Below are 23,433 nucleotides of genomic sequence, written 5' to 3' on the forward strand. Positions count from 1 at the left end.
GCATGGTTTAAAATGAAACAGCGATTGCTGTGACTGCAGTAAGACTGTTTTTAGAAGTATCGTTGTCACGCATCATAAAGATAGCGTCTTTACTGTTCAGATTCCGGATCTCTGTCCGCCAAACAAGATTTGGAAGAATATTGTAATCTGCATTTAAAGAATAACCGAAAGTTTTAAAACCGTTTTCTGATCCTGTCGAAATAATAACTCCTTTCTCATCCTGATAATACTCGCCTCTTGCTGTGATGCTGAATTTTTCTGTTGGTGAATATTTAGCAATTAAAACCGGCGTGTACCAAATATTATACTGCTCGCTTCCTTTTGCTTTCTGTTCAGCTCCAATATCGAAACCGGCGGTAATGCCAATTTTTTTGCTGATCTGATAAATTCCGTATAAATTGTGGAAATAGCGCATTTGTCTGAGACTGTCAGGTTTATCGTTTCCTACAAAAGATCCGCTGTTCAGCGTAAGTTTTTCATTAGGTTTAAAAATGATCTGATGTCCGAAGGCAGGAGTTGTGTTTCCATCTACTCTTTTTATACGCTGCCATCCGTTTAAAACAAGTCCGCTTAAAAACCATTTTCCGCTTTCCGAAGTGTATGAAATTTTAGCGCCGGTCTCAAAATAAGGAGAATTGTCTGCAAAAAGACTTCTCGTTAAAGTCCAGTTATCTTTTCCGACTGCGCTTTCAAAACCAAGATGAGAAGAGAAAATTCCAGCATCTACCCAGAGATTATGTTTTTTAGAAATTTTCACTCCAGCATTTGCTTCATAGACATTCTTCATCACTCCTTCTTCGGCAGCATAATTTGCATTCATATACGTTCCTGCAGCTATTGCAATATTCGCCCGAACCTGTTCTGTACTGTAAGCCGCTTTAATAAAAGCTAAATTAATATTAACCTCATTATTTCGGTTGTGACTGTAGACAAATGACGGACGAGTATTATTTTTAGGGTTATTAAAATCTGCCTGATAATAAACTTCTGCATACCCACTGATGGTAAGCGGTTTTCTGAGTGAATCATTCTGAGCTTTTACGGATATACTCAATACCGCTAAAAGTCCAAATATTATTTTTTTCATTAAATTCTAATTTAAATATTTTAAGTTATTCTTTTGCAATTACTTTTTGGCAAGTTGATCCAGCGCAATATTCAGCTGTAGGACATTTATTTTTTCAGGACCGAACATTCCGAGGAAAGGTTTCTCAATATTCTCATCAATCAGCATATCGACTTTTGACTCATCTAAATTTCTGACTTTCGCGATTCTTTTAGCCTGAACCTTTGCAGCCTGTACAGAAAAATTAGGATCTAATCCGCTCCCACTTGCCGTTACCAGATCAGCAGGAATTTGAGATTTTACAAGTCCCTGATTTTTAATCATCAAAGTATCGATACGTGCCTGAACCTGATCAAGATATTCTTTATTTGAAGGCGCTTTGTTACTTCCACCCGATCCTGCAGAATTATAATCAACAGCAGAAGGTCTAGAGGAGAAATACTGATCTACGGTAAAAGACTGACCAATGTTTGAATAATATGTTTTATTGCCAGACTCTACGGTTTTTCCTCTCCCGTGATTAGGTGAAAGTTGAGCCATTGCGAAAATCAATGCCGGATAAATAACTGCAAGAAGTACAATGCACAATGTTGTTAATTTAATGGCAGGTAAAATATGTTTTTTCATTTTTAATAATTTTAAAAGAATAATGAAACTATAAGATCGATGATTTTAATTCCTATAAATGGAATAACAACACCGCCAAGTCCGAAAATCAATAGATTACGTCTCAGCAAAGCTGATGCACCGATCGGCTTGTACGCTACCCCTTTCAGAGCTAAAGGAATCAGAATAGGAATGATGATCGCGTTAAAAATAACTGCTGAAAGAATCGCACTTTCCGGACTGTGAAGATTCATAATATTAAGTCCCTGCAAAGCTGGAATCGCAGTGATAAAAAGTGCAGGAATAATGGCAAAATATTTTGCAACGTCATTTGCAATACTGAAAGTGGTCAGCGTTCCTCTAGTCATCAGCAACTGTTTCCCGATTTCTACAACCTCAATAAGTTTCGTGGGGTCATTGTCGAGATCAACCATGTTTCCAGCTTCCTTTGCAGCCTGAGTTCCGCTGTTCATTGCAACACCCACATCGGCCTGTGCCAAAGCCGGAGCATCATTGGTACCATCTCCCATCATGGCAACCAGACGTCCTTCAGTCTGTTCTTTCTTGATGTAATTCATTTTGTCTTCAGGTTTCGCCTCTGCAATAAAATCGTCAACCCCAGCTTTCTCAGCAATGAATTTTGCAGTAAGCGGATTATCACCGGTTACCATTACTGTTTTGATCCCCATTTTTCTGAGACGGTCAAAACGTTCATTGATTCCTGGTTTGATAATATCCTGAAGTTCGATTACACCCAGAACTTTTTCGTTTTCAGAAACGACAAGCGGAGTTCCACCGTTTTGTGAAATTTCTTTTACTTTATCATCAGTTTCCTGCGGAAAGGTATTTCCCGCACTAAGAACGATATTTCTAATCGCATCGGTTGCACCTTTTCGGATACGAAAGTTTTCATAATTCACTCCGGAACTTCTTGTCTCAGCAGTGAATTTTATGTATTCGGGATTCTCCATTGAGTATGTAGAAGGATCAATACCAGCCAGTTCAACAATTGATTTTCCTTCAGGAGTTTCGTCGGTCATTGAACTTAGTACAGCAGCTTTTATCAGTTCTTTTTCGTCCACATTGTGGGCGGCATAAAAATGAGTCGCTTTACGGTTTCCAATGGTTATGGTTCCGGTTTTATCCAGCAGAAGAACATCAATATCACCTGCAGTTTCCACCGCTTTTCCACTTTTAGTGATCACATTGGCGCGCAGTGCTCTGTCCATTCCGGCAATACCGATTGCGGATAGAAGTCCACCGATCGTTGTAGGAATCAGACATACAAAAAGTGAGATAAATGATGCAATGGTAATGCTTACATTGGCATAATCTGCAAAAGGCTTTAAGGTGATACAGACGATGATGAATACTAAAGTAAATCCTGCAAGCAAAATCGTTAATGCAATTTCATTGGGTGTTTTCTGTCTTGAGGCACCTTCTACCAATGCAATCATTTTATCTAAAAAACTTTCGCCAGGCTGAGTGGTTACTTTTACAACAATTCTGTCTGAAAGAACCTTTGTACCTCCTGTTACAGAACTTTTATCTCCACCAGACTCCCGAATAACGGGAGCCGATTCTCCGGTGATGGCACTTTCATCAATGGTTGCCAAACCTTCAATAATTTCTCCGTCAGACGCAATGATGTCTCCGGCTTCGCATACAAAGATGTCATCTTTCTGTAGTTTTGAGGAAGAAATAATACTTCCGTCACGTAATTTAGCCGGAGTTTCTTCTCTCGTTTTACGAAGACTGTCTGCCTGGGCTTTTCCTCTCGCTTCCGCTATGGCTTCAGCAAAATTACCGAATAGAACTGTTAGTAAGAGAATGATAAAAACCGTAAAATTATAGGCAAAACTACCCTGAGATTTTTCTCCTGTTAAAGTCCATATACTTACGATGAACATAACGAGAGTTCCAATCCAGACCAGAAACATAACTGGATTTCTGAACATGGTTTTGGGGTTGAGTTTTATAAAAGACTGCACAAGAGCTTCCTGCATCAGTTCTTTTTGAAACAATGATTTATTATTCATTTGGAGATATTTATTTTTATATGTAGGTCATCCCAATAGTCGGGACAGGTAATGCGATCGCCGAATCTTTATTTGGTTTTGTTTCCAAAGCATGGCGACTTCAGTTTATTTTCTTTATCTATTTTATTTCAGTGAAAAATATTCGGCGATCGGACCTAATGCGAGGGCCGGAAAAAATGCCAGTGCTGCAATGATGGCAATCACTGCGAAAATCATGAGTCCAAAAGTTGATGTGTCTGTTTTCAGCGTTCCTTCACCTTCGGGAATGTACTTTTTCTGAGCCAGTAAGCCCGCAATCGCAATTGGACCGATAATCGGTAAAAAACGACCAAGTAAAAGCACAATTCCGGTTGAGATATTCCAGAAAGGATTGTTATCGCCTAAACCTTCAAAACCACTTCCGTTGTTGGCTGCAGATGAGGTAAATTCATACAGCACTTCACTGAAACCATGAAATCCTGGATTGTTGAGCGTACTTGTTCCCACGTCCGGAAAAGCAGTTGCAATAGCGGTTCCCGCTAAAATTAAAAAAGGATGGAAAAGCGCAACAATCATTGCAATCTTCATTTCTCTTGCCTCAATCTTTTTACCTAAAAATTCCGGAGTTCTTCCCACCATCAGACCACTGATGAATACCGCAAGGATGATGTAGATAAATATGTTTAAAATACCCGCTCCGTCACCACCATAAAACGCATTGACCATCATTGCCAACATCTGTGTCATTCCGGAAAGAGGAACAGAACTGTCATGCATTGAGTTGATTGATCCTGTAGAAATTACGGTTGTTACAATACTCCAAAAGCCTGAAGCTGCCGCGCCGAAACGGATTTCCTTTCCTTCCATTGCGCCGAGTGACTGATCAATTCCCATTGATGAAATTGCAGGATTTCCATTCATTTCCATGGTAATTGTCGGGACGGCCAACAGAAGAAAACCTGCCGTCATCACTCCAAAAATCATATATCCAAATTTTTTCCTTCTGATAAAATGACCGAAGGCAAAAACCATAGCCATAGGAATGATCAACTGCGCAAACATCTCCACCATATTGGTAAAATAGGTAGGATTTTCGAACGGATGAGCACTGTTGGCTCCAAAGAAACCACCTCCATTTGTTCCGATATGTTTGATAGGCACAAATGCCGCGACCGGACCGGTAGAAACTTCAGCGCTGTTTCCCTGAAGCGTTATTACTTTTTCTTTTCCTTCAAATGTCATCGGTACTCCTTCAAAAAGAAGTACTGCACCCATGAGTAATGAAAGCGGAAGAAAGATTCTTGTATTGGACTTCAGAAAATAATCGTAGAAATTCCCCAGTTTTTCGGTAGATTTTTCACGGAAAGCTTTGAAAATAACGATCGCTGCCGCCATTCCAGTTGCTGCGGAAACAAACTGAAGAAACATCAGCCAGATCTGTCCGAGATAGCTTAAACCTGTTTCACCGGAATAATGCTGAAGATTACAGTTGACTAAAAATGAAATGGTTGTATTAAATGCTAAATCAGGTGACATATCCGGGTTTCCGTCTGGATTGAGTGGAAGCCAGCTCATGTTCATGAGGACGAGCATACTGATGAAAAACCATAAAAAATTAATCGTCAGAAGTGCACTCAGATGCTGCTTCCAGTTCATCTCGTTTTCAGGATTGATACCTGAGATTTTGTAGATCATCGATTCTACGGGTTTGAAAACGGGATCAAGAAAGGTTTTCTCTCCCGCATATACTTTAGCAATGTATTTTCCAAACGGTATCGCCAAAATAAGCGTTACCAGAAACATGGCTATAATTCCAAAAATTTCAGTGTTCATAGTTGTTTAATGAATTAATGCAAATTTTTTTACCGTAAAAATCAGGTAGATAAAAGCGATTACGAAGCAAATCCAAAAGATCAATACGCTCCACTCTTTTATTTCATGTAAAATCTTACGGCTCATTTGATTATTAGTTTGATTTAAAATTCTTCCGGTTTTACGAGTACATAAATCATGTAGAAGAATATGGCTATTGCTGTTATAAATAATAGGGTCATGCGAGTTTTTAATTTTTAAATCTTTTCAAAATATTCCACCAAAAAGAAAAACAGAGCGAAGAGTACTGCTCCCGAAGCCAATAAAATAACTGTGATCATTTTCTTTTTTCTTTTAATTAAACTGAATAATTGCCGCTGCTACAAACACTCCGAGAATAACCGCTACGTTAATTGTTATCATTTCAAAATCGTGTTTTCCACGAATTGATTTCCATTCCTTCCAGCTTCCGATTTTTCTGATTTTTGATTTCATATATAAATTTTTATTGTTTTTAAAAGTCCTCCCGATTAGTCAAGACCGTCTATGCAGTCTGCATTTCCGAATCATAGCGACTTTAATTTTTTAAATTTTAAATTCCTGATTTGTATACCTGATGAAAATAGTTTTCCTGTAAGGGTGGCGACATTTTACTGAAAATCATTTTTTTGTACGTCGGTTCGCAGCAGAATGTAAAACTGTCCAGAGAATAGATGAAGATGTTTTCTATTGCATTTTTCAAAGCCACATCGCCTTTGCTGTAAAGCTTATTCATTTTGAGAATCGACTTAATCAGAATTTTCTGATCGTTTTCTTTAATCAGCCTTCTGATCTGTTTCGTAAAGACGCTGATCACCATAAATGGTGAATTGGTCTTGTAAGATTCTTTAAAGTCTTCCTGTGTTTCCGGGATCGTTTTGATGATCTCCGTAACGGCATCTGTATGATTCATTTTTTAAATTGTTTTGAATCAGTAATGCCAAGATTTATTCCTTAAAGAAAAATTACAGCACAACAATTTGCACTTCAGTAACTTACACTAAAACCAATCATTTAGAAAACACAAAAAACCCTATCAAAATGATAGGGTCGTTATCAGAATGGAAGCATTCTTTTATGAAATGCTGTACTCCTCGATCTTTCGGTACAGAGTGGCAATGCCAATTTCTAGAAGTCTTGCCGCTTCGGCTTTGTTTCCGTTGGTATGTTTTAGAATTTTCTGTATCTGCATTCGCTCGGCACTTGCCATAGAAAATGCAGACATCATTTTGTTCTGTGACGACTGGTTCTGTTCCTGTTTTGAAAGGATATCTACAGGAAGACTGTCAGTTGATAATGCTGATGAATCTGTGAGAATTACGCTCCGCTCAATGACGTTACGCAGTTCGCGGATGTTTCCTTTCCATTGATGGTTTTTTAAAGCTTTCAAGTAATCATCCGAAAAGTAAGTGATATTTTTTCCCATTTTGTGAGAAAAAGTCTTCAGAAAAAAGCCGGCCAGAGATTCAATATCCGCTACTCTTTCCCGCAAAGACGGTAGTTTAATTGTAAAAATATTGATTCGGTAATACAGATCCTCACGAAAGTTTCCGCTTTCAATTTCCGTTTCCAGGTCTCTGTTGGTTGCAGCAATAATGCGGACATCAATTTTGGTGGGTTTACTGTCTCCCACTTTCAAAAATTCACCGGATTCCAAAACTCTAAGGAGTTTTGCCTGCAGATCAAGAGGCATTTCACCAATTTCATCAAGAAACACAGTCCCCAAATTGGCTTCCTCAAAAATACCTTTAGAATCTTTTACGGCACCTGTAAATGCGCCTGCTTTATGACCGAAAAGTTCATTTTCAAGCAGTTCTTTTCCGAACGCTGAGCAGTTTACTGCGATAAAATTTTTCTTATTTCTGTTACTCGCATGGTGTATTGCCTGTGCAAAAACCTCTTTTCCGGTTCCTGTTTCTCCGGTCAGAAGAACTGTTGCATCTGTTACAGCCACTTTCTGAGCAGATGAAATTGCATTGGTGATCTCATTAGATTTACCAATGATGCTTTTAAAAGACTGTTTAGAATCCAGTTGTTTCTCGAGCTGCAGAACTCTTTTATTGAGTGCCACTTTTTCAGCCGCCTTATAAAGTAACGGAAGAATCTTTGTATTGTCGTCGCCCTTGGTTATATAGTCGAAAGCTCCGTTTTTGATCGCCATTACGCCATCCGGAATATTACCGAAAGCGGTAAGCAAAATAATTTCAACGCTGGGAAACTGATCTTTCACCGTCTTCGAAAAGTCTACTCCACTACCATCGGGAAGTTTAACATCGCAGAGCACAATATCAATATCCGTAATTTCAAGTCTTTTAAGTCCGCTTTTAAGATTTCCTGCCTCAAAGACTTCAAAACCTTCGAGACTGATAATGCGTGATAAAAGTGATCTTATTTTCGCTTCATCATCAATGATTAAAATAGTATTCAATGGGAGTGTTGTCTTAAATTATTAGAAAAACTGTTTAGTTCGGTGCGTAAAAATATCTGCAATATTTTGTCAAAGATAGATATTACGCGATAATTTTTCCTTTTAATTTAAATCAAAAAATCAGTTAAGATTCAGATAATTTTTAATGGTCTGCAAAACACCGAAATTATTATTGCTTGACGCTTCGAATTTCGCAGCTTCTTTTACAGATGGATGCGCGTTTTCCATCGCATAAGAATATTCTGCTTTCTTCAGCATTTCAATATCATTCATGTAATCACCGAAAACCATGGTCTGCTGCGGACTAATATTAAGGGTTTTCTGAAGTTTTTCCAGAGCATTGCCTTTGTTGATATCTTTGTTCATAATATCCAGCCAGAATTTTCCGGAAACCACGACCTCAAGATTGTATTGTTGAAATTTCTCCAAGGCAGGATACAAATGCTCTTCAGATCCCTCCGGATGGTAAACAGCAATTTTAAAAATACTGTCATCAAGTGCCAATGTGAGATCATCCAGCTTCTGATTTCCTGTATAGAACTGAGCGATGTAGGTGATAAATTCCTGATTATCTGTTTCGTAATACGCTCTCTTTTTTCCAGAGATAACCACTGTGGCTCCGGGAATTTCTCGCACAGCATTGATAATTTCCGCAACATATTGGTCATCGAGTTTATCAGCAAACAGCTCTTCATTTTTATAAATCATGTAACCACCGTTTTCAGCGATGAAAGCCATTTCGCTTTCTATTTCACCGAAGTATTTTGTGATTCCCAGCATCTGTCTTCCGCTTGCAGGAACAAAAAGAATGTTTCGTTTTTTCAGTTCTTCATAAATTTCAGGAAACTCGGGGCTTACCTCATGTTCAGAATTAAGAAAAGTCCCATCCATATCCGTCACTATCAACCTAATATCATTCATATATTAATCATTAAAAATCAAATATAGGGGATAATAATTTGTTTCATTGCTTGAAAACAAAACATAACAATATTTTAACAGAGAGATTTATACTGCGAACATTACTTTATGAGTTTGTTATTGCTCTTTTTGTAAAGCTTTGCATCAAATTTATAATATCTTGCCGCACGGTGCGCTACATTCACTTCTATTTCCTCCGACGGAATGATGTAGTTAAATGAAGAAACTTTTTTATGAAAATTTTTAATGTCAATATATTTTTCGTTCAACGCAATGTACAGCTGATACAGCTGTCTTATTGTGAATTTCTTAGGCAGAAGTTCGAAAATAATTGAAAAGTCAGACTCGATCCATTTTCTGATTTCTATTAACGATTCATTGATGATTTTATTATGATCAAATGGCAACGACGGCACTTTATCAATCGGGCACCAGTCTACGGTGTCATACTTTGTGCTGTTGATTTTGTGATCGATTTTACATAAAGAAAGATAGGCCACGGTAATAATTCTGTCGATATCCCGCTTGTATTCCTTCTCCATCCACTGAATATCAAGTTCGTTGCTGGCTCTTTTAGGATCTGCGAAACATTTAAACTGTTTCAAAACCATCTTCTTGATACCTGTGAGCTCATGCAGTACACGTTGCGCAGCATCATCAACACCTTCATCGCTTAAAATAAGGCTTCCGGGAAGTCTTTTCTGACGTTCCGGAACATTGCTCAGGTGTCGCTGAACCAATAAAATATTCAGTTGATTTTCGCGGTCAAACCCGAATACGACGCAGTCGACAGATACATAAGTGTGGATAAAACTCGAACTCATGTGACAAATATAAAAATTCAGATGAAATAAAAAAACAAAAAAGTGACCGCGGGTTTTACAATGCAAAAACAGATTTGAGAATTTCGAAGATTTGAATTAGACCAATTTTAAGTGATGGAGTGTAATTTTTATAAATATTGTTCGTCGTTTCTTTTAAAAAGTCACTTCAACACCCCCTAATTCTCCCTCAAATTTTGATTTTATAAACCTTTTTTTAAAACTAGAAAACAAATAATATATAAAAATATAACTAACTAAAAATCAATACGATAGGATAAATTTACAGCAGAAGAATTGATAAATTTCTACGTAAAAATTTATAAATCAGCACCACAAACGTTTGGATCCATCTGTTTTCTCATCTATCTTTACTAAAGAAATTAAAAAGCGATACAGCTTTGAGATTACTTGAAAATATACGTGAATTACAAATAATTGACTTATAGATAAACTTCACACCACACAAAATCTTTAATATTGAAAAAGGCAAAGCATTTATGTTTTGTCTTTTTTTTGTTTGGGTAGATGATCATATAACTCTTCAAGCCACCAGTTAAGTAGGTAAACTTACACTGATAGAAAGATTTATTTAAAGATGATTAAGAGGTGATTGATGAAGCTCACTGTAATGCCTACTGATTAACCGTATATTTGATTTTATTCGCGACAGGATTCGCATACATTGCTAAAAAACCTTTTCTCAAAATTTCATCATCGATATCGATACGCATTTCAAGTCGGCGTTCAAACAGCTGCTTTTCTTTTTCTGTATAATTTTCTGAGTATTGATGGGTATCGTACAGTAAATCGTATGCAATAAAATTGGTTGGCCACAGCTGATAATTCTGGATGATCGACTGATCAATGATCTGCGCTATTTCCTGAAGTTGTTTGTTTTTATTGTCAGATTTAGATTCCAAATCATCGAGCTCAGCACAGAGAACATTTCCTGCGTGAAGGTGAATGCGCTTTTTCTGACCCAGTACTCCGCTCATCATAGTGGTAAAATCTTCATCTTTAGATTTCACATAGACCTCATCCTTTTGTTTGGCGACCAACTGGGGCATTTTCAGAACATCGGTAGGATCATACTCATAGGAAATCGACAGTGGAACAATTTTTAAATCTTTGAAAAAAGCAGAAGGTGAAACATGGTCTGAAGCCATGGCAAGCATTTTTAATACACCCTGCTGTGTAGCATCATTTCCGTCTTTGGTGCGGCCTTCGCGCTGTGCGATCCAGACAGAACGGTTTTCGGTTTTCAGGAGCTGGTAAATATATTCAGACATCAGTTGAGAACTTTTCAGCTGCTCACGGAGAGGCAAACCTCGCTGTACCAAAAAATTACGGTTCAGCTTCGCTAACACATGGAGAAAAGTCTGTTTCACAAGATTATCACCAATTGCTGAAGAAGTCATGATAAAACCTTTTTCTAAAAGCACCAAATTCAAAAGTGAGGTATCTAAAACAATATCCCTGTGATTGGAAACGAAAAGGTAGGCTGTATTTTTATCAAGATTTTCAAACCCTGAAGTAGTCAGTCCCTGAGAGCTGGTCTCTAAAATCTTATGTATGGTATGCGAAATAAAATTCTTCTGAAAATCACCAATTGACTCAGTTTTCTTTAAGTTTTCTGCCCAAATATTTTCATCTGTTTCCGGAAAGGTAAAATTCATCAGCGCTTTCATCATTGGATGGCGGACTATACTTTGCACAGCTTCATTGACTTCACTATCATCAAACGGTCTGATATCATCGAACTTCGACATGAAATTATTAAGGTTTAATTCAGTTTGCAAAAGAACAAAAAATTATTGAAGACTCCCTATTAACTTTTAAAGACATTTGTATGTAATGAATATGTGTGCTTTTTATGATAAGCAGTCTCAGGAAATTCAAAGCATTTTTCCTATGTCAACTTTTTTAAGTATTTTAGATTCACTGAAAATGGATATGCTGAATTTAAAAGTTGAATACATTAAAACTTTTATGAACTGTCTTCTAACCTTTTCTGTGCACGATTGATGAAAAAATATTACACAAATGTTTCGAAAAAGTGAATAAACAGACTGCTAATTTTTACAATAAATTTTCAATATTTTATCCACTGATAGACCTTTTCCTGAAACCTCAGAAAAAGAGGTTATTTCATGAAATCAACAGGCAGCCTTTTGGAAAATTACTCGAAATCGGCGTGGGTAACGGAACTCATCTGCCTCTATATAAAACTCATGCTGTCACAGGAATTGATACTTCTTTGAAAATGCTTGAGATTGCAAAAAATCACGTGGCGGACAGCACTCAACTCCTTCAAATGGACGGTGAAAATCTTTTGTTTGAGGATGAAACATTTGACTATGTGGTTTTATCTCACACTATTGCAGTAGTTGACAATCCCGGCAGACTGTTGAAAGAAGCATACAGAGTACTACAGCCAGATGGAAAAATATTTATTCTAAATCATTTTACACCCAATAATTGGCTAAAATATGTTGATTATTCTTTCCAACCATTCTCAAAAATACTTCATTTTAAATCAGTATTCCATATTGAAAGTCTGAATTCCATAAGCAAATTGAAGCTTTTGGAAGAAATCAGATTTGGTACATTTTCATATTTTAAACTGTTAATTTACTGTAAAGCATGAAAAAAAACTACATCATCATTCTGCTTGCTTTATTGATCAGTCTTTTTATCTATCTGTTCTACCGGACTGAAAATACCGTTGTTACCAAACTTGCTATTTCTCTACTTTCCCGTGAACGTTTTGAAATTTTAAAAGACAGTATTGTCAGTACGGTTACTCTTAATGAACATATTATTAATTCTTTACCGGAAGGACTTTGGGTTTTCTGCATTACGCTAACTTCGAAAAATCTATATCTGAAAATCAACGATATAAAATTTGATTTACTTTTTTTACCACTTATATTTTCAGTCGGCCTGGAATTTTTTCAGCTTTTGGATCTAACCAACGGAAGATTTGATTTCTGGGACATCGGTGTTTCAGTAGTTTTTTGGGCGATTGCCCATTATTGTATTAGGTTTAATGATGAAGAACAAAATGGGCTCAAACCCTTTAACAAAAGAAGTATAATCTGTACTGCAACCTATTTCATTGTCTATCTTGCTCATGTGTGGAAGTAATCGATGAATATAAATTTATTGTCACTCAAAATTTTCGATTTTATTATTATTTTTCTCATGTGAATAATTCTTTTGATCATTATGATTCACATCTATCATTGTTTAACTAAAAATGATGCAAAAATCACATTTATAACAGCAACTTAAGCGAATTGGAATACGTTTTGTTTAGCGTAATCATCTGAACTACTCACCGATGAAAAAAAACAACTCAAGTCCGAAAACCAATCGCAAAAAATGGTTTTGGGGAATTACAATAACTGTTCTAGCGCTTATCGCAGTGTTCCCATTTGCACTCGACTTTTACCTTCAGAAAAAGCTACCGGATCTGATCAATAAAAAAACTCCTTACAAACTTGAGCTTAAAAATTTTGATCTCAGTTTACTGTCTGGTGATTTTACCGCAACCGACCTTAAAATTTCGACCAAAAATCCTGAAGATAAAAAGATAACGCAGATTAAAGGTGGAATAAAAAAGATAGAAATCCGCGATTTTGGCGTTTGGAAAGCACTTTTCAGCAAGTCTTATCATGCTGATCAGTTTCTACTGTATGATTCTACTGTGGAAATGAGATTGGCACCGAAATCTGATAAAGAAAAGAAATCTTCAAAAAAAACCGATATCCATATCAATAATATCGTATTGAGTAACGTGTTTGCTGACATCATCAACGCAGAAGGCAAGCCTGTATTTAAAGGGAAAAATATCAATATTAAACTTAAAGATATTCAGCAAAATGATGATGAAGCAAAAATCCCTCTTGCATTTAAAGAATTTAAAATAGATGCGCAGGATGTGAAAATCGGTGTCAACGACTTCTATCAAATTAATTCAGATAAAATTTTCGCGGCTAATAAAACTTTAGATTTAAGAAAATTTCATTTGGTTCCAATCCAAGACCCTTCAAAGTATAATTCTAAAAATGTTTTTGACTTTGCATCTGAACGTCTTTTGGCAAAAGATTTTAACATCAGTAAAGATTCATTGATTGTTTCTGATATCATCTTCACACAGCCCGACCTGAAGGTAACTTCAACCGGGAAAAACACCGTTGAGAAAGAGAAAAACCCGAAAGAAGTGGAAATGAAAATCGGGATGAAAAATATTGATTTTCAGAAAGGTAAAATTGTTGTTCTACAGGCGAATAAAGATAAAACAGCATCTGTAGATAATTTTAATTTTAAATTGACCGACATTGTTTTTGATAAAAATACAGTGAAAGAAAAAATTCCTTTCAGATTTACGAATCACGATATTGAGGCAGATAACATTTATTTGAAAGCCAACAGTTTGCAGGCTGTAAAAATTAAGAAGATCTCTTCTAAAAACTCTGATATTTTAATTGAAAAATTTCAGATGATCGCCCTGGGAAAGAGTGCTCATAAAGATCTTTTCAACGTTGATACAGAAGAAATAAAGATCATTAATAATAGAACCAAATACATTGGCCAGAAACTCAACGTTCAGGTAGACGGACTGGAGATTAAAACTCCGGACATTAAAATCATTTCTGCAAGCCAAAAATCAAAGCAGAAAAAATCTGACACTACTCCACCCGAATTTGCTTTAAACCTTGGATTTATTAAAATTTCGAATGGCAAATTTGCACAGACCAGCCAGGGAAAGGAGAAAATGTCTGTCGGGAAATTTGATGTTCAGCTGAATCGTATTGTTTCAGGAAATTCATATCTTAAAAATGATTTACCATTCAAAATTAATAATCATTTAATCTCTGCGCAGAAAGTCTTTCTTGATGCAGGAAAATATTACACACTGAAAGTTGGGGAGATGAAAAATACAGGGAAGCAGACAGAAATGAAGAATCTGCAGTATCTTCCTAAATATTCGCGTGCTGCATTCAGTAAGGTGATTGCGAAGGAGACAGATCTTTACAGCATTACTATCAAAAAAATAGGGATTACCGATTCGAATTCGAAATTATTTAAAAATCCTGTGATTGACATCAGTGAAGTTGACATCGATGGTCTGAACTGTAATATTTATCATGACCTTGCGCCGCCTGATGATAATGATGCGAGATACCTGTTCAGCAAAAAACTTCGTGCTGTAAAGCTTCCGATGTTCATAAAAAATGTTGCCATTAAGAATTCCAGCCTGGTTTATGAAGAAGATGCAGAAAACAGCCAAATTCCCGGGAAACTTACTTTCGACCGTTTCGCAATAAATATTGCCAATGTAAATAACGGAAAAATCAAAGGCAGACCAACGACTATAAATGCTGACGCCAATTTTGCGTTTTACGGAAGCGCTGACACTACAATTAACTGGAAATTTGATGTGCTAAATCCTGAAGATAAATTTACAATCAATGGTAAAATTCTAAAGCTTTCGGCGGATAATGTTAATCTTTTTGTTAGACCCTATCTTAACGTAACACTTGATGGGAATATTGATTACCTAAAGTTTGATTACTATGGAAGTAATGCAGGAATTGCAGGAAACTTCTATTTCAAATACAACGAAATGTATGTGAATTTACTCAACAAAAAAGGGAACGAAAGAAAGCTTCTGAGCAAAGTTGCGAACTGGTTTGTGAAAAACGAATCTACCGGCGAACCGAATCACGTTGTCATCGAGAAAAAGAGAGAAGCTGACCGAAGTTTTTTCAGCATGCTTTGGCAGGGAATTATGGAAGGATTGAAAAAATATCTCATCTAAAATAAAAAAAGATGATTAAGACCATAAGGATAACCAATAATTTACTTTACATTTGTAGAGTTATGCCATTCTAATGGTAAATTTTTTTTCATCATTTGTGTTTTTAAGCCTTCTCCAAGAGAAGGCTTTTTTTTATTATACGTGGAAGGTCGAAATGGATTGAAACCTTAATCTTGCAACTAGGAAGTGACTATGGTAAGCTTTTCATTATTTAGATTAAAATAAAACATTCCTAACAAAATTCCATAAAAATTGTGAGTGATTAAATAAAAATATTAATTTGATACATAAAGGCAAATATTAAACTAACTTTAGTAAATAATATTGAGCATTGCAAAAAACAAATTGTAAGTGTTTGCTGAAACTGCCAATTCCACAAAAAACAGAATCTTTAATCACCTCGCTGAGAGATTATAAAAACTAAAGAGAGAATGCAGACTTTGTAAAAAAAAAGACTTTTACTTTTAAATTAAAATCATCGCATTAGATAATTATTGCAGTCTTTTAAGGCTGCTTTTCTGCTTTAATAGAAGTCATATTTTAAAAACTATAACAAACCAAAAAAATGTTAGTCGACGAAAAAATCCTAATCTCCTACGGTGCCATCAATGAAAAATTCAAGTCACCTGAATTGATTTTTCATGAAGGAGGTATTCCAAAATTTTATTATCAGCTCGCTTCCGGCAGAGTGAAGCTCAACCATATTGACAGTGACGGGAAGGAGTTTATACAGACTGTTCTCACCGCCGGGCAAAGTGTCTGCGAACTGATGCTCTTTATTGACGAGCATTACCCTGTAAACGCTGTCGTTCAGACCCCTGTAAATGTCTTGAAGATACCGAAGATGAATTTTAAAAAGATGCTTGAAGACCATCCCTCAATTTCTGTCGATATTAATAAATTTTTAGCAGAGAGACTGTATCATAAATTCATTATGGTTCAGAACAACGCGTCGCTCAATCCGGAAGTGCGACTGGAAGGAATTTTAAAATATTTAAAAAGTTTTGACGACAACCAAACTCCTCACTCTTTTGAAATACTTCTTACAAGACAGGAACTTGCCTCAACCACAGGTTTACGTGTAGAAACTGTGATCAGAGCAATTAAAAAAATGGAGAGTAAAAATATGCTGAAGATAGAAAACCGAAAGATTTTTTACTAAATAACCGGAAGCTTAGTGATGAATACAGAAATTTACGTTATTATTTTCCGATAAAATGTTTTTAAAATACGATCACAAAAAAAGCGCCTCAATTTGAGGCGCCTTTGGTTATTTTATTTTCATTTGACTGTTTACTGCTTATTGATTTTATACAGTCTTCCCTCGTCGGTTACTGCATAAAGTGCATTGTCAGGACCTTGTGTAACATCTCTGAAACGTTGATCTTCATCAGCGAGCAGACGCTCTTCACCTACAACTTTATTGTTTTCAATGACTAATCTCGCAATATGTTTTCCGCTCAATGAGCCAATGAACAGGTTATTTTGCCATTCAGGCATATTATTTCCTCTATAGAATGTCATTCCACTCGGCGAAATTACAGGATCCCAATAATATACCGGTTGCTGCATACCGTTTTGCTGCTGAATTCCTCCACCAATCACAGCACCACTGTACTCGATTCCATATGTAATGGTTGGCCATCCGTAATTTGCTCCAGCCTGAATACGGTTGATCTCATCACCACCTCGCGGCCCGTGTTCACCCTGCCAAAGATCACCCGTTACAGGATGAATTGCCAATCCCTGCGGATTTCTGTGACCGATACTGTACAGCTCAGGAAGTGCTCCGGACTGACTGAAGGTCGGATTTCCAGATGCTGGCTGACCATCTTTCGTAATGCGTACAATCTTTCCAATCGCTGCAGTAACCGACTGTGCCAAAGGACGTGTAGACAGATCAGACCGTTCTCCTGTGCTCACAAAAAGATTTCCTGATGAATCAAATAAAATTCTTCCGCCATAATGAAGATTTCCCACAGATGCTGAAGGATTTGCCCTGTAAATTACAGTTGGGTTTTCAATCGTGGTTTCAGAATTTGATAATCTCCCTTTTGCGACTGCGGTTTGAGTTCCCCCTGTAACATTTTCTGTAAAAACCCAATAAACCATTCGGTTTGTTGAAAACTGAGGATCAATACATAGTCCTAATAAACCACCCTGACCTGTAGAATTTACTGCAGGAAGACCTGTGATAGGATTTCCTACTGTCCCTGTACTGGTAACAATTCTCATGGTTCCTGCTTTCTGTGTGATGAGAAGTCTGCCATCAGGAAGAGCGGTAATTCCCCAGGGAGATGAAAGTGCAGATGTTACTAATGTTTTCTGATAAGGCGTTGTTGTTTTCACAGCATTAATTCTGGTCTGTCCTGCGAATGCCGGTGCATAAGTGGTGTTTGCAGGATTGGTTTCTACCGGAGGGAAAATGTTTCCTTCTCCGATCTCAAGATCGTCTGAACAGCTGATTAAAAACATCGACGATGCCATCATTAAGTAATGCAGTTTACATTTCATAAATAAAATTTTGGTGTTTTAGTGATTTTGGTTTTAATTTAATAATCGTATTATGATTACGAAATATGTAACGAAAGCATCAAAGTTTAAGCCAATAGAGTTTTTTGAATAGATTTATAGGTGATTATTAATTTAATTTTTTCATTAGTTTTTAAGTTTCATTTCATTATTTTATTGAAAATCAAATGAAAACTAAATCTTTACAATGATGAAAAAAAATTAAAACTTCGCTAAAAAAAATCCCTTCCAAATTCACTGAATTTAAAAGGGACACTATTTTGAAATAATTTTAAACTAAAAAAACTGATCCGGAGTAATCGGAAGATTTCTGAAACGTTTACCTGTTGCATTATAGATCGCATTGGCGAGCGCGGGAGCTGCCCCGATGATTCCTACTTCACCCAAGCCTTTAGCACCGCTTGGATTTAGATTTAAATCCGGTTTGTTGATAAATGCCACCTCAATAATTGGCGCATCGGCATTAACAGGAAAATGATATCCGGCCAAATCGTTAGCGATAATGCTTCCCAACTTTTCATCGACAGACATTTTTTCCATCAAAGCCATTCCAATTCCACCGACTGCAGCTCCCGAAATCTGGTTGGCAGCAGGTTTTTGATTGATAATTTTTCCGCCATCGACCACAACAACCATTTTATCGACCACTACTTTCCCGGTTTTCGTATTTACTTTGACCTTACAGAAATGCGCAGCTGAAGAACAGAAAGAAAATTTCTTCTTTTCTTCTCCTGCCTCTGAGGTAGCTTCAACGTCTACTGTTGATAAATTGTTTTTAGCGAAAATATCCTGATAAGAAACGAAACTCTCACCTTCTTTTTGAAAGGAAATTCCTTTATCTGAAAGGATAATATCTGCAACAGCAGCATTTTTAAACTTTTGATTTGAACCGGAGGCATATTCAGCGAGCTTCAGTTTCAAAGCATCGCAAACTGCAGCAACCGCTCCACTGATGGACGACAATCCTGTACTTCCACCCTGACTTCCAGCTGGCGGCAAATCTGAATTTCCCAGTTCAATTTTTATTTTATTTCTGGAAATACCTGAACGCTCATGCATAATATTCACCATTCCGGTACCGGTTCCAGTCCCGATATCAGTCATTGCAGTCTGTAAAACAATATTTCCGTCTTTGGTCATTTTAATTCCTGCTCCGGCTTTATTTCTTCCTGCATTCCACATTCCTACAGCCATTCCGTAGCCAATTTTCCAATCGCCTTCAGTAGTTGCTCCCGGAGTTGGTTTACGTAAATTCCAGCTAATCATTTTAGCTCCTTTTTCTACTGCTTCTTTCAGGAAATTTGTAGACCAGGGCAATCCGGTTTCAGGATTTTTCTCAATGGCTAAATTTTTATATCTGAGTTCTACAGGATCCATTTTCAACTGATAGCTTAATTCATCTAAGGCAGATTCCACGGCAAAATCTCCTGTACAGTCGCCAGGGCCACGCATCCAGGTTGGTGCGCTCAGATTTAACGGAACAACCGCATTTTCAGTTTTAAGATTATCAAACTGATAGATCAATCTTGTTACCCGCGTGATTCCGTCACTGAACGGATCGTATAATGCACAGCCATTTTTTGCCTGATGCAAAACTCCGGTAATTTTACCATCCTGATTGGCACCTAATTTTATTCTCTGCCACGATGCAGGTCTGTAACCCACTGAGTGAAACATCTGAGGTCTAGTGAGCATTAATTTGACAGGTCTTTTCACCTGCTTTGCTCCCAAGATGGCAGCTAAAACATGAGGCCAGACTTTCAGGCCTGATCCAAATCCTCCGCCTACAAATTCACTGATAACCTGTATATTATCTGTGGGAATTCCGAAAAGTCCGGAAAAAGTCTTCTGCACACCGTTAACACCCTGATTTTTATCGTGCAATCTTAATTTATCATCCGCATACCAATGTGCAATCGTTGCATGCATCTCCATAGGATTATGAATTTCAGCTGCTATATTGTACTGCTGATCTACTGTAAATGGTGAATTACTCCAGCTTTTTTCGTCACCTCTTTCTTTTCCTGCAGATTTTAGTTCAACTTTATTTTTAGCCTGACTAAAATCAACTTCAAAAGGAGCAACTGTGTATTCTACCTTCACCAAAGATGCAGCGTAGGTAGCTTCTTCCAAAGTTTCAGCAATCACCATGGCAACAGGCTGTCCTTTAAAATAAATTTTATCTGTATAGAAAACCGGAAGTCCAAATTTCGATTCTTTTATTTTAGTCTCATCGGCAAATCCCGGAACTGCTGGTTTTTTAAGATGCGAAATAATATCAAGCAATCCTTCTGCCTGTTTTGCAGCATCTGTATTAATCGATTTGATTGTTCCTGATGCGACGTCACTTGTGATCAAAACTGCATGGCAAACATGATCTACTTTGTATTCGGCGGCATATTTTCCCTGTCCTTTTACCTTTGCAATTCCTTCTACGCGACCTTCAACAGGAAGTACGAAATCAGTTTTATCGTCAAAAAATCCCATGTTTTTTCTTTTTAAATTGTTAGAAATAAAACTGTTTATAATTTAGATGCATTTTGCAAAGCCAGTTCAATCGCCCCTTTCAGCATCGGAACTTTATACCCGTTGTGAGCCAGAGGTTTTACTTTTTCAGTCGCGATTTCTGAAGCTTTTTTAAATACTTGTTCAGACACCTGCTTACCTTTCAGGTAGTCTTCCGCTTCATACCATCTCCACGGTTTGTGGGCAACACCACCAGAAGCTAATCTTGCGTCTTTAATGGTATTTCCTTCCATTTGCAGAGCTGATCCTACAGAAATCATGGCAAAAGCGTAAGAAGTACGTTCTCTCAGTTTCACGTAGGCATATTTTTTATGGAATTCATTTTTCGGAACTTCAATATGTGTGATGACGGAATTCTGAGGTAAATTATTATCTAACCACGGCGTATTTTCCGGCAGTTTGTGGAAATCTTTAAATGGAATTATAAACTTTTCATTTTTAGAATTCAGTCCGTGAACATTGGCATCCAGAGCGCTGAGAGAAATACAGAGATCTGAAGGATGAACAGCAACACATTGGTCATTGTAACCCACAATCGCACTCATTTTATTATCTCCATTCAGTGCACTGCAACCGCTACCCTTCTTTCTTTTGTTGCAGGGAGTGGTTAGATCATAAAAATACGGACATCTCGTACGCTGCAGTAAATTTCCTGCCGTGCTTGCCATATTTCTGATCTGCGGGGAAGCTCCAGCTAAAACTGCTTTAGTAATTAACGGATAATTTCTCAGTAAATCTGCGTTCGTCGCCAAAGCCGTATTTCGAACCATTGCACCCAAATGAACTGACTTTTCAGACATTTTGATTTCACTGGATAATGCTGTAGTGACATCTACAATTCCGTCTGGCTGTGCAATGTTTTTCTTAAGAAGATCAACGATATTCGTTCCTCCAGCGACAAAATCGCGGTTTGCAACTTTTAATTTCAAAGCTTCAGCAGAAGACTTTGCTTTGTCAAATGTAAATGGTTTCATAATGCAGCAACTTTTTGGATAGATTCAACAATTCCGTTGTATGCACCACAACGACAGAGATTTCCGCTCATGTACTCTTTTATTTCTTCAACAGAATTGGTATGCCCTTCTTTGACACACGCAACTGCAGACATGATCTGACCGGGTGTACAGTAGCCACACTGGAAACCGTCACATTCTATAAAGGCTTCCTGCATTGGGTGAAGCTTGTCCCCGGTAGATAATCCTTCTATTGTGGTTACTTCTTTTCCGGGAACCATTGCTGCTAAGGTAAGACAGCTCAATGCTCTTTCGCCGTCGATATGAACCGTGCAGGCACCACACTGACCGTGGTCACAGCCTTTTTTTGTTCCGGTAAGATCAAGATTCTCGCGCAGAACATCCAGTAATGTTGAACGGCTGTCAGTTTTAATTTCGTGTATTTTTTTATTGACAGAAATTTTGATGGGTAAGATACTTTTCTTCGGGAGAATGAAGTCTTTTACATCCTGATAAAAAGCTTTTACAGAAGTTGGTATTGAAGCGAAAATTGCAACAATGGCTGTACTTTTCAGGAAAGATCTTCTGCTTTGATGGGTAGAGTCAGACATATCTGATAATTTTTTTGTGAGAAGGCTGAATTAATTAAATGAAATAGTTTTGAATGAATTATTCAATTATATCAAATTTAATGAAAACTTTATGCAAAAAATATGAACTGAATCTAAACTTACTGATTGACAGTCTAATTTATAATGGAAATAAATTAAAAATCAAACGATAATACGATATGTTTAAAAAACATGAATTTGGAAACAGCATGAAATCTCAATTAAAAATATTTTACTACATTTGCATAACCAGTTATATAAATAGTTATTTAAAATTTAAATTTGATCTATGGAATTTTTTAACAAGACAGGAAAAATGGCATTGGGGAGCAGACTGAGACTGTTGACAGCAAAAATGACTGACGATGCAGCAAAGATCTACGAATTATATGAAATCGACTTTTCACCAAAATGGTTTCCTGTACTCTTTGTTTTAGCCGAAGAAGGCGGAAAGACGATTACCGAAGTGGCGGAGGAAATTGGTCATTCGCAACCGTCAGTAACAAAAATAATTAAAGAAATGACTGTTGCCGGATTGATTGACGCCAATATAAAATCTGATGACAAGCGCAGAAATGTCGTAGGGTTAAGTAAAAAAGGCGTTGACATTTCAGATAAGATTATCAATGTGCAGTGTATAGATATTGATCATGCAGTTAAAGGTCTTATCGATGAGGCAACTCATAATCTCTGGGAGGCTGTTGCGGAATGGGAATTTTTACTGGAACAAAAATCGTTGCTGAAAAGAGTGCTGGATGAGAAGAAAAAACGTGAAAGCAAAGATGTGAAAATTGTTGAATACCAACCGAAATATCAATCTGCCTTCAGAACCCTGAATGAAGATTGGATTTCTAATTATTTTAAAATGGAAGAAGCTGATTACAAAGCATTAGATCATCCGGAAGAATATATTTTAAATCAGGGTGGAAAAATTTTAGTCGCTTTGTATCAGGATGAACCGCTTGGAGTTTGCGCACTGATAAAAATGAATGATCCTGATTATGATTATGAAATGGCTAAAATGGCCGTATCACCAAAAGCTCAGGGTAAAAGTATCGGAACTTTATTAGGCAAATCCGTTATTGAGAAAGCTACAGAGCTCGGAGCATCAAAATTATACCTGGAAAGCAATACGATTCTGAAACCTGCGATCAATCTTTATTATAAATTGGGATTTGAGAAAATTACAGGTAGGCCAACGCCTTATGAGCGGTGTAATATTCAGATGGAATTAGATCTGAAAAAAAGTTAATTTAAAAGTGACTTTTCC

19 protein-coding genes are annotated in these 23,433 nt (G+C 37.0%); 5 read left to right on the forward strand and 14 right to left on the reverse strand.

Annotated features, from left to right (window positions below; genetic code table 11):
• Positions 1-7: 7 nt before the first annotated feature.
• The 10 genes from OMO38_RS15650 to OMO38_RS15695 all read right to left on the reverse strand — a co-directional run bounded on the left by OMO38_RS15650 (position 8) and on the right by OMO38_RS15695 (position 11,483).
• Positions 8-1,087: a porin gene (locus OMO38_RS15650; protein WP_264751124.1), complete on the reverse strand. Its 1,080-nt coding sequence runs from the start codon at positions 1,085-1,087 to the stop codon at positions 8-10.
• A gap of 39 nt (positions 1,088-1,126) precedes the next feature.
• On the reverse strand, positions 1,127-1,693 hold the full coding sequence (locus OMO38_RS15655; protein WP_264751125.1) for a K(+)-transporting ATPase subunit C: 567 nt from the start codon (positions 1,691-1,693) through the stop codon (positions 1,127-1,129).
• Positions 1,694-1,704: 11 nt separating this feature from the next.
• Positions 1,705-3,711, reverse strand: a complete 2,007-nt coding sequence (gene kdpB, locus OMO38_RS15660; protein ID WP_264751126.1) for a potassium-transporting ATPase subunit KdpB — start codon at positions 3,709-3,711, stop codon at positions 1,705-1,707.
• Positions 3,712-3,834: 123 nt separating this feature from the next.
• Positions 3,835-5,523 carry a potassium-transporting ATPase subunit KdpA gene (gene kdpA / locus OMO38_RS15665; RefSeq protein ID WP_264751127.1) on the reverse strand — a complete coding sequence of 563 codons (1,689 nt, stop codon included), beginning with the start codon at positions 5,521-5,523 and terminating at the stop codon, positions 3,835-3,837.
• Positions 5,524-5,856: 333 nt separating this feature from the next.
• Entirely contained in the window at positions 5,857-5,997 is a 141-nt protein-coding gene (locus OMO38_RS15670) for a hypothetical protein (RefSeq protein ID WP_264751128.1), read from the reverse strand.
• Positions 5,998-6,094: 97 nt separating this feature from the next.
• Entirely contained in the window at positions 6,095-6,454 is a 360-nt protein-coding gene (locus OMO38_RS15675) for a DUF7674 family protein (RefSeq protein WP_264751129.1), read from the reverse strand.
• Between the two features lie 162 nt (positions 6,455-6,616).
• Entirely contained in the window at positions 6,617-7,969 is a 1,353-nt protein-coding gene (locus OMO38_RS15680) for a sigma-54-dependent transcriptional regulator (RefSeq protein ID WP_264751130.1), read from the reverse strand.
• A gap of 120 nt (positions 7,970-8,089) precedes the next feature.
• On the reverse strand, positions 8,090-8,890 hold the full coding sequence (locus tag OMO38_RS15685; RefSeq protein ID WP_264751131.1) for a Cof-type HAD-IIB family hydrolase: 801 nt from the start codon (positions 8,888-8,890) through the stop codon (positions 8,090-8,092).
• Positions 8,891-8,991: 101 nt separating this feature from the next.
• Entirely contained in the window at positions 8,992-9,714 is a 723-nt protein-coding gene (locus OMO38_RS15690; protein WP_264751132.1) for an NUDIX hydrolase, read from the reverse strand.
• A 632-nt stretch (positions 9,715-10,346) separates the two neighbouring features.
• Positions 10,347-11,483, reverse strand: a complete 1,137-nt coding sequence (locus OMO38_RS15695) for a 1-acyl-sn-glycerol-3-phosphate acyltransferase (protein ID WP_264751133.1) — start codon at positions 11,481-11,483, stop codon at positions 10,347-10,349.
• A 287-nt stretch (positions 11,484-11,770) separates the two neighbouring features.
• Here OMO38_RS15695 and OMO38_RS15700 point away from each other — a divergent pair, with 287 nt between their 5' ends.
• From OMO38_RS15700 to OMO38_RS15715, 4 genes are all read left to right on the forward strand, one after another.
• On the forward strand, positions 11,771-12,361 hold the full coding sequence (locus OMO38_RS15700) for a class I SAM-dependent methyltransferase (protein WP_264751134.1): 591 nt from the start codon (positions 11,771-11,773) through the stop codon (positions 12,359-12,361).
• Positions 12,358-12,861 carry a hypothetical protein gene (locus OMO38_RS15705; protein ID WP_264751135.1) on the forward strand — a complete coding sequence of 168 codons (504 nt, stop codon included), beginning with the start codon at positions 12,358-12,360 and terminating at the stop codon, positions 12,859-12,861. The genes OMO38_RS15700 and OMO38_RS15705 overlap by 4 nt, the downstream gene beginning before the upstream one ends.
• Before the next feature lie 196 nt (positions 12,862-13,057).
• Positions 13,058-15,541: a hypothetical protein gene (locus OMO38_RS15710; RefSeq protein WP_264751136.1), complete on the forward strand. Its 2,484-nt coding sequence runs from the start codon at positions 13,058-13,060 to the stop codon at positions 15,539-15,541.
• Between the two features lie 565 nt (positions 15,542-16,106).
• Positions 16,107-16,703, forward strand: a complete 597-nt coding sequence (locus OMO38_RS15715) for a Crp/Fnr family transcriptional regulator (RefSeq protein WP_264751137.1) — start codon at positions 16,107-16,109, stop codon at positions 16,701-16,703.
• 131 nt (positions 16,704-16,834) lie between these two features.
• On the opposite strand, the gene OMO38_RS15720 is transcribed toward OMO38_RS15715, so the two are convergent.
• The 4 genes from OMO38_RS15720 to OMO38_RS15735 all read right to left on the reverse strand — a co-directional run bounded on the left by OMO38_RS15720 (position 16,835) and on the right by OMO38_RS15735 (position 22,163).
• Complete coding sequence (locus OMO38_RS15720; protein ID WP_264751138.1) at positions 16,835-18,055, reverse strand: PQQ-dependent sugar dehydrogenase; 1,221 nt, start codon at positions 18,053-18,055, stop codon at positions 16,835-16,837.
• A 294-nt stretch (positions 18,056-18,349) separates the two neighbouring features.
• A complete protein-coding gene (locus OMO38_RS15725) occupies positions 18,350-20,560 on the reverse strand; it encodes a xanthine dehydrogenase family protein molybdopterin-binding subunit (RefSeq protein ID WP_264751139.1) in 2,211 nt (736 codons plus the stop codon).
• A 35-nt stretch (positions 20,561-20,595) separates the two neighbouring features.
• Positions 20,596-21,573, reverse strand: a complete 978-nt coding sequence (locus OMO38_RS15730) for an FAD binding domain-containing protein (RefSeq protein ID WP_264751140.1) — start codon at positions 21,571-21,573, stop codon at positions 20,596-20,598.
• Positions 21,570-22,163: a (2Fe-2S)-binding protein gene (locus OMO38_RS15735; RefSeq protein ID WP_264751141.1), complete on the reverse strand. Its 594-nt coding sequence runs from the start codon at positions 22,161-22,163 to the stop codon at positions 21,570-21,572. Before OMO38_RS15735 ends, OMO38_RS15730 begins: the two co-directional genes overlap by 4 nt.
• 289 nt (positions 22,164-22,452) lie before the next feature.
• Here OMO38_RS15735 and OMO38_RS15740 point away from each other — a divergent pair, with 289 nt between their 5' ends.
• Positions 22,453-23,415 (forward strand): bifunctional helix-turn-helix transcriptional regulator/GNAT family N-acetyltransferase, encoded by a 963-nt coding sequence (locus OMO38_RS15740; protein ID WP_264751142.1) that lies wholly within the window; start codon positions 22,453-22,455, stop codon positions 23,413-23,415.
• Positions 23,416-23,433: the final 18 nt, after the last annotated feature.

It is taken from the genome of Chryseobacterium kimseyorum (assembly GCF_025971945.1).
GTDB lineage: Bacteria > Bacteroidota > Bacteroidia > Flavobacteriales > Weeksellaceae > Chryseobacterium > Chryseobacterium kimseyorum.

What these genes read in the sequence shown, in the direction of transcription:
- OMO38_RS15650 (WP_264751124.1), bottom strand. Translation starts at nt 1,087, where the DNA reads ATGAAAAAAATAATATTTGGACTTTTAGCGGTATTGAGTATATCCGTA.
- OMO38_RS15655 (WP_264751125.1), bottom strand. Translation starts at nt 1,693, where the DNA reads ATGAAAAAACATATTTTACCTGCCATTAAATTAACAACATTGTGCATT.
- kdpB (WP_264751126.1), bottom strand. Translation starts at nt 3,711, where the DNA reads ATGAATAATAAATCATTGTTTCAAAAAGAACTGATGCAGGAAGCTCTT.
- kdpA (WP_264751127.1), bottom strand. Translation starts at nt 5,523, where the DNA reads ATGAACACTGAAATTTTTGGAATTATAGCCATGTTTCTGGTAACGCTT.
- OMO38_RS15670 (WP_264751128.1), bottom strand. Translation starts at nt 5,997, where the DNA reads ATGAAATCAAAAATCAGAAAAATCGGAAGCTGGAAGGAATGGAAATCA.
- OMO38_RS15675 (WP_264751129.1), bottom strand. Translation starts at nt 6,454, where the DNA reads ATGAATCATACAGATGCCGTTACGGAGATCATCAAAACGATCCCGGAA.
- OMO38_RS15685 (WP_264751131.1), bottom strand. Translation starts at nt 8,890, where the DNA reads ATGAATGATATTAGGTTGATAGTGACGGATATGGATGGGACTTTTCTT.
- OMO38_RS15690 (WP_264751132.1), bottom strand. Translation starts at nt 9,714, where the DNA reads ATGAGTTCGAGTTTTATCCACACTTATGTATCTGTCGACTGCGTCGTA.
- OMO38_RS15695 (WP_264751133.1), bottom strand. Translation starts at nt 11,483, where the DNA reads ATGTCGAAGTTCGATGATATCAGACCGTTTGATGATAGTGAAGTCAAT.
- OMO38_RS15705 (WP_264751135.1), top strand. Translation starts at nt 12,358, where the DNA reads ATGAAAAAAAACTACATCATCATTCTGCTTGCTTTATTGATCAGTCTT.
- OMO38_RS15710 (WP_264751136.1), top strand. Translation starts at nt 13,058, where the DNA reads ATGAAAAAAAACAACTCAAGTCCGAAAACCAATCGCAAAAAATGGTTT.
- OMO38_RS15715 (WP_264751137.1), top strand. Translation starts at nt 16,107, where the DNA reads ATGTTAGTCGACGAAAAAATCCTAATCTCCTACGGTGCCATCAATGAA.
- OMO38_RS15720 (WP_264751138.1), bottom strand. Translation starts at nt 18,055, where the DNA reads ATGAAATGTAAACTGCATTACTTAATGATGGCATCGTCGATGTTTTTA.
- OMO38_RS15725 (WP_264751139.1), bottom strand. Translation starts at nt 20,560, where the DNA reads ATGGGATTTTTTGACGATAAAACTGATTTCGTACTTCCTGTTGAAGGT.
- OMO38_RS15730 (WP_264751140.1), bottom strand. Translation starts at nt 21,573, where the DNA reads ATGAAACCATTTACATTTGACAAAGCAAAGTCTTCTGCTGAAGCTTTG.
- OMO38_RS15735 (WP_264751141.1), bottom strand. Translation starts at nt 22,163, where the DNA reads ATGTCTGACTCTACCCATCAAAGCAGAAGATCTTTCCTGAAAAGTACA.
- OMO38_RS15740 (WP_264751142.1), top strand. Translation starts at nt 22,453, where the DNA reads ATGGAATTTTTTAACAAGACAGGAAAAATGGCATTGGGGAGCAGACTG.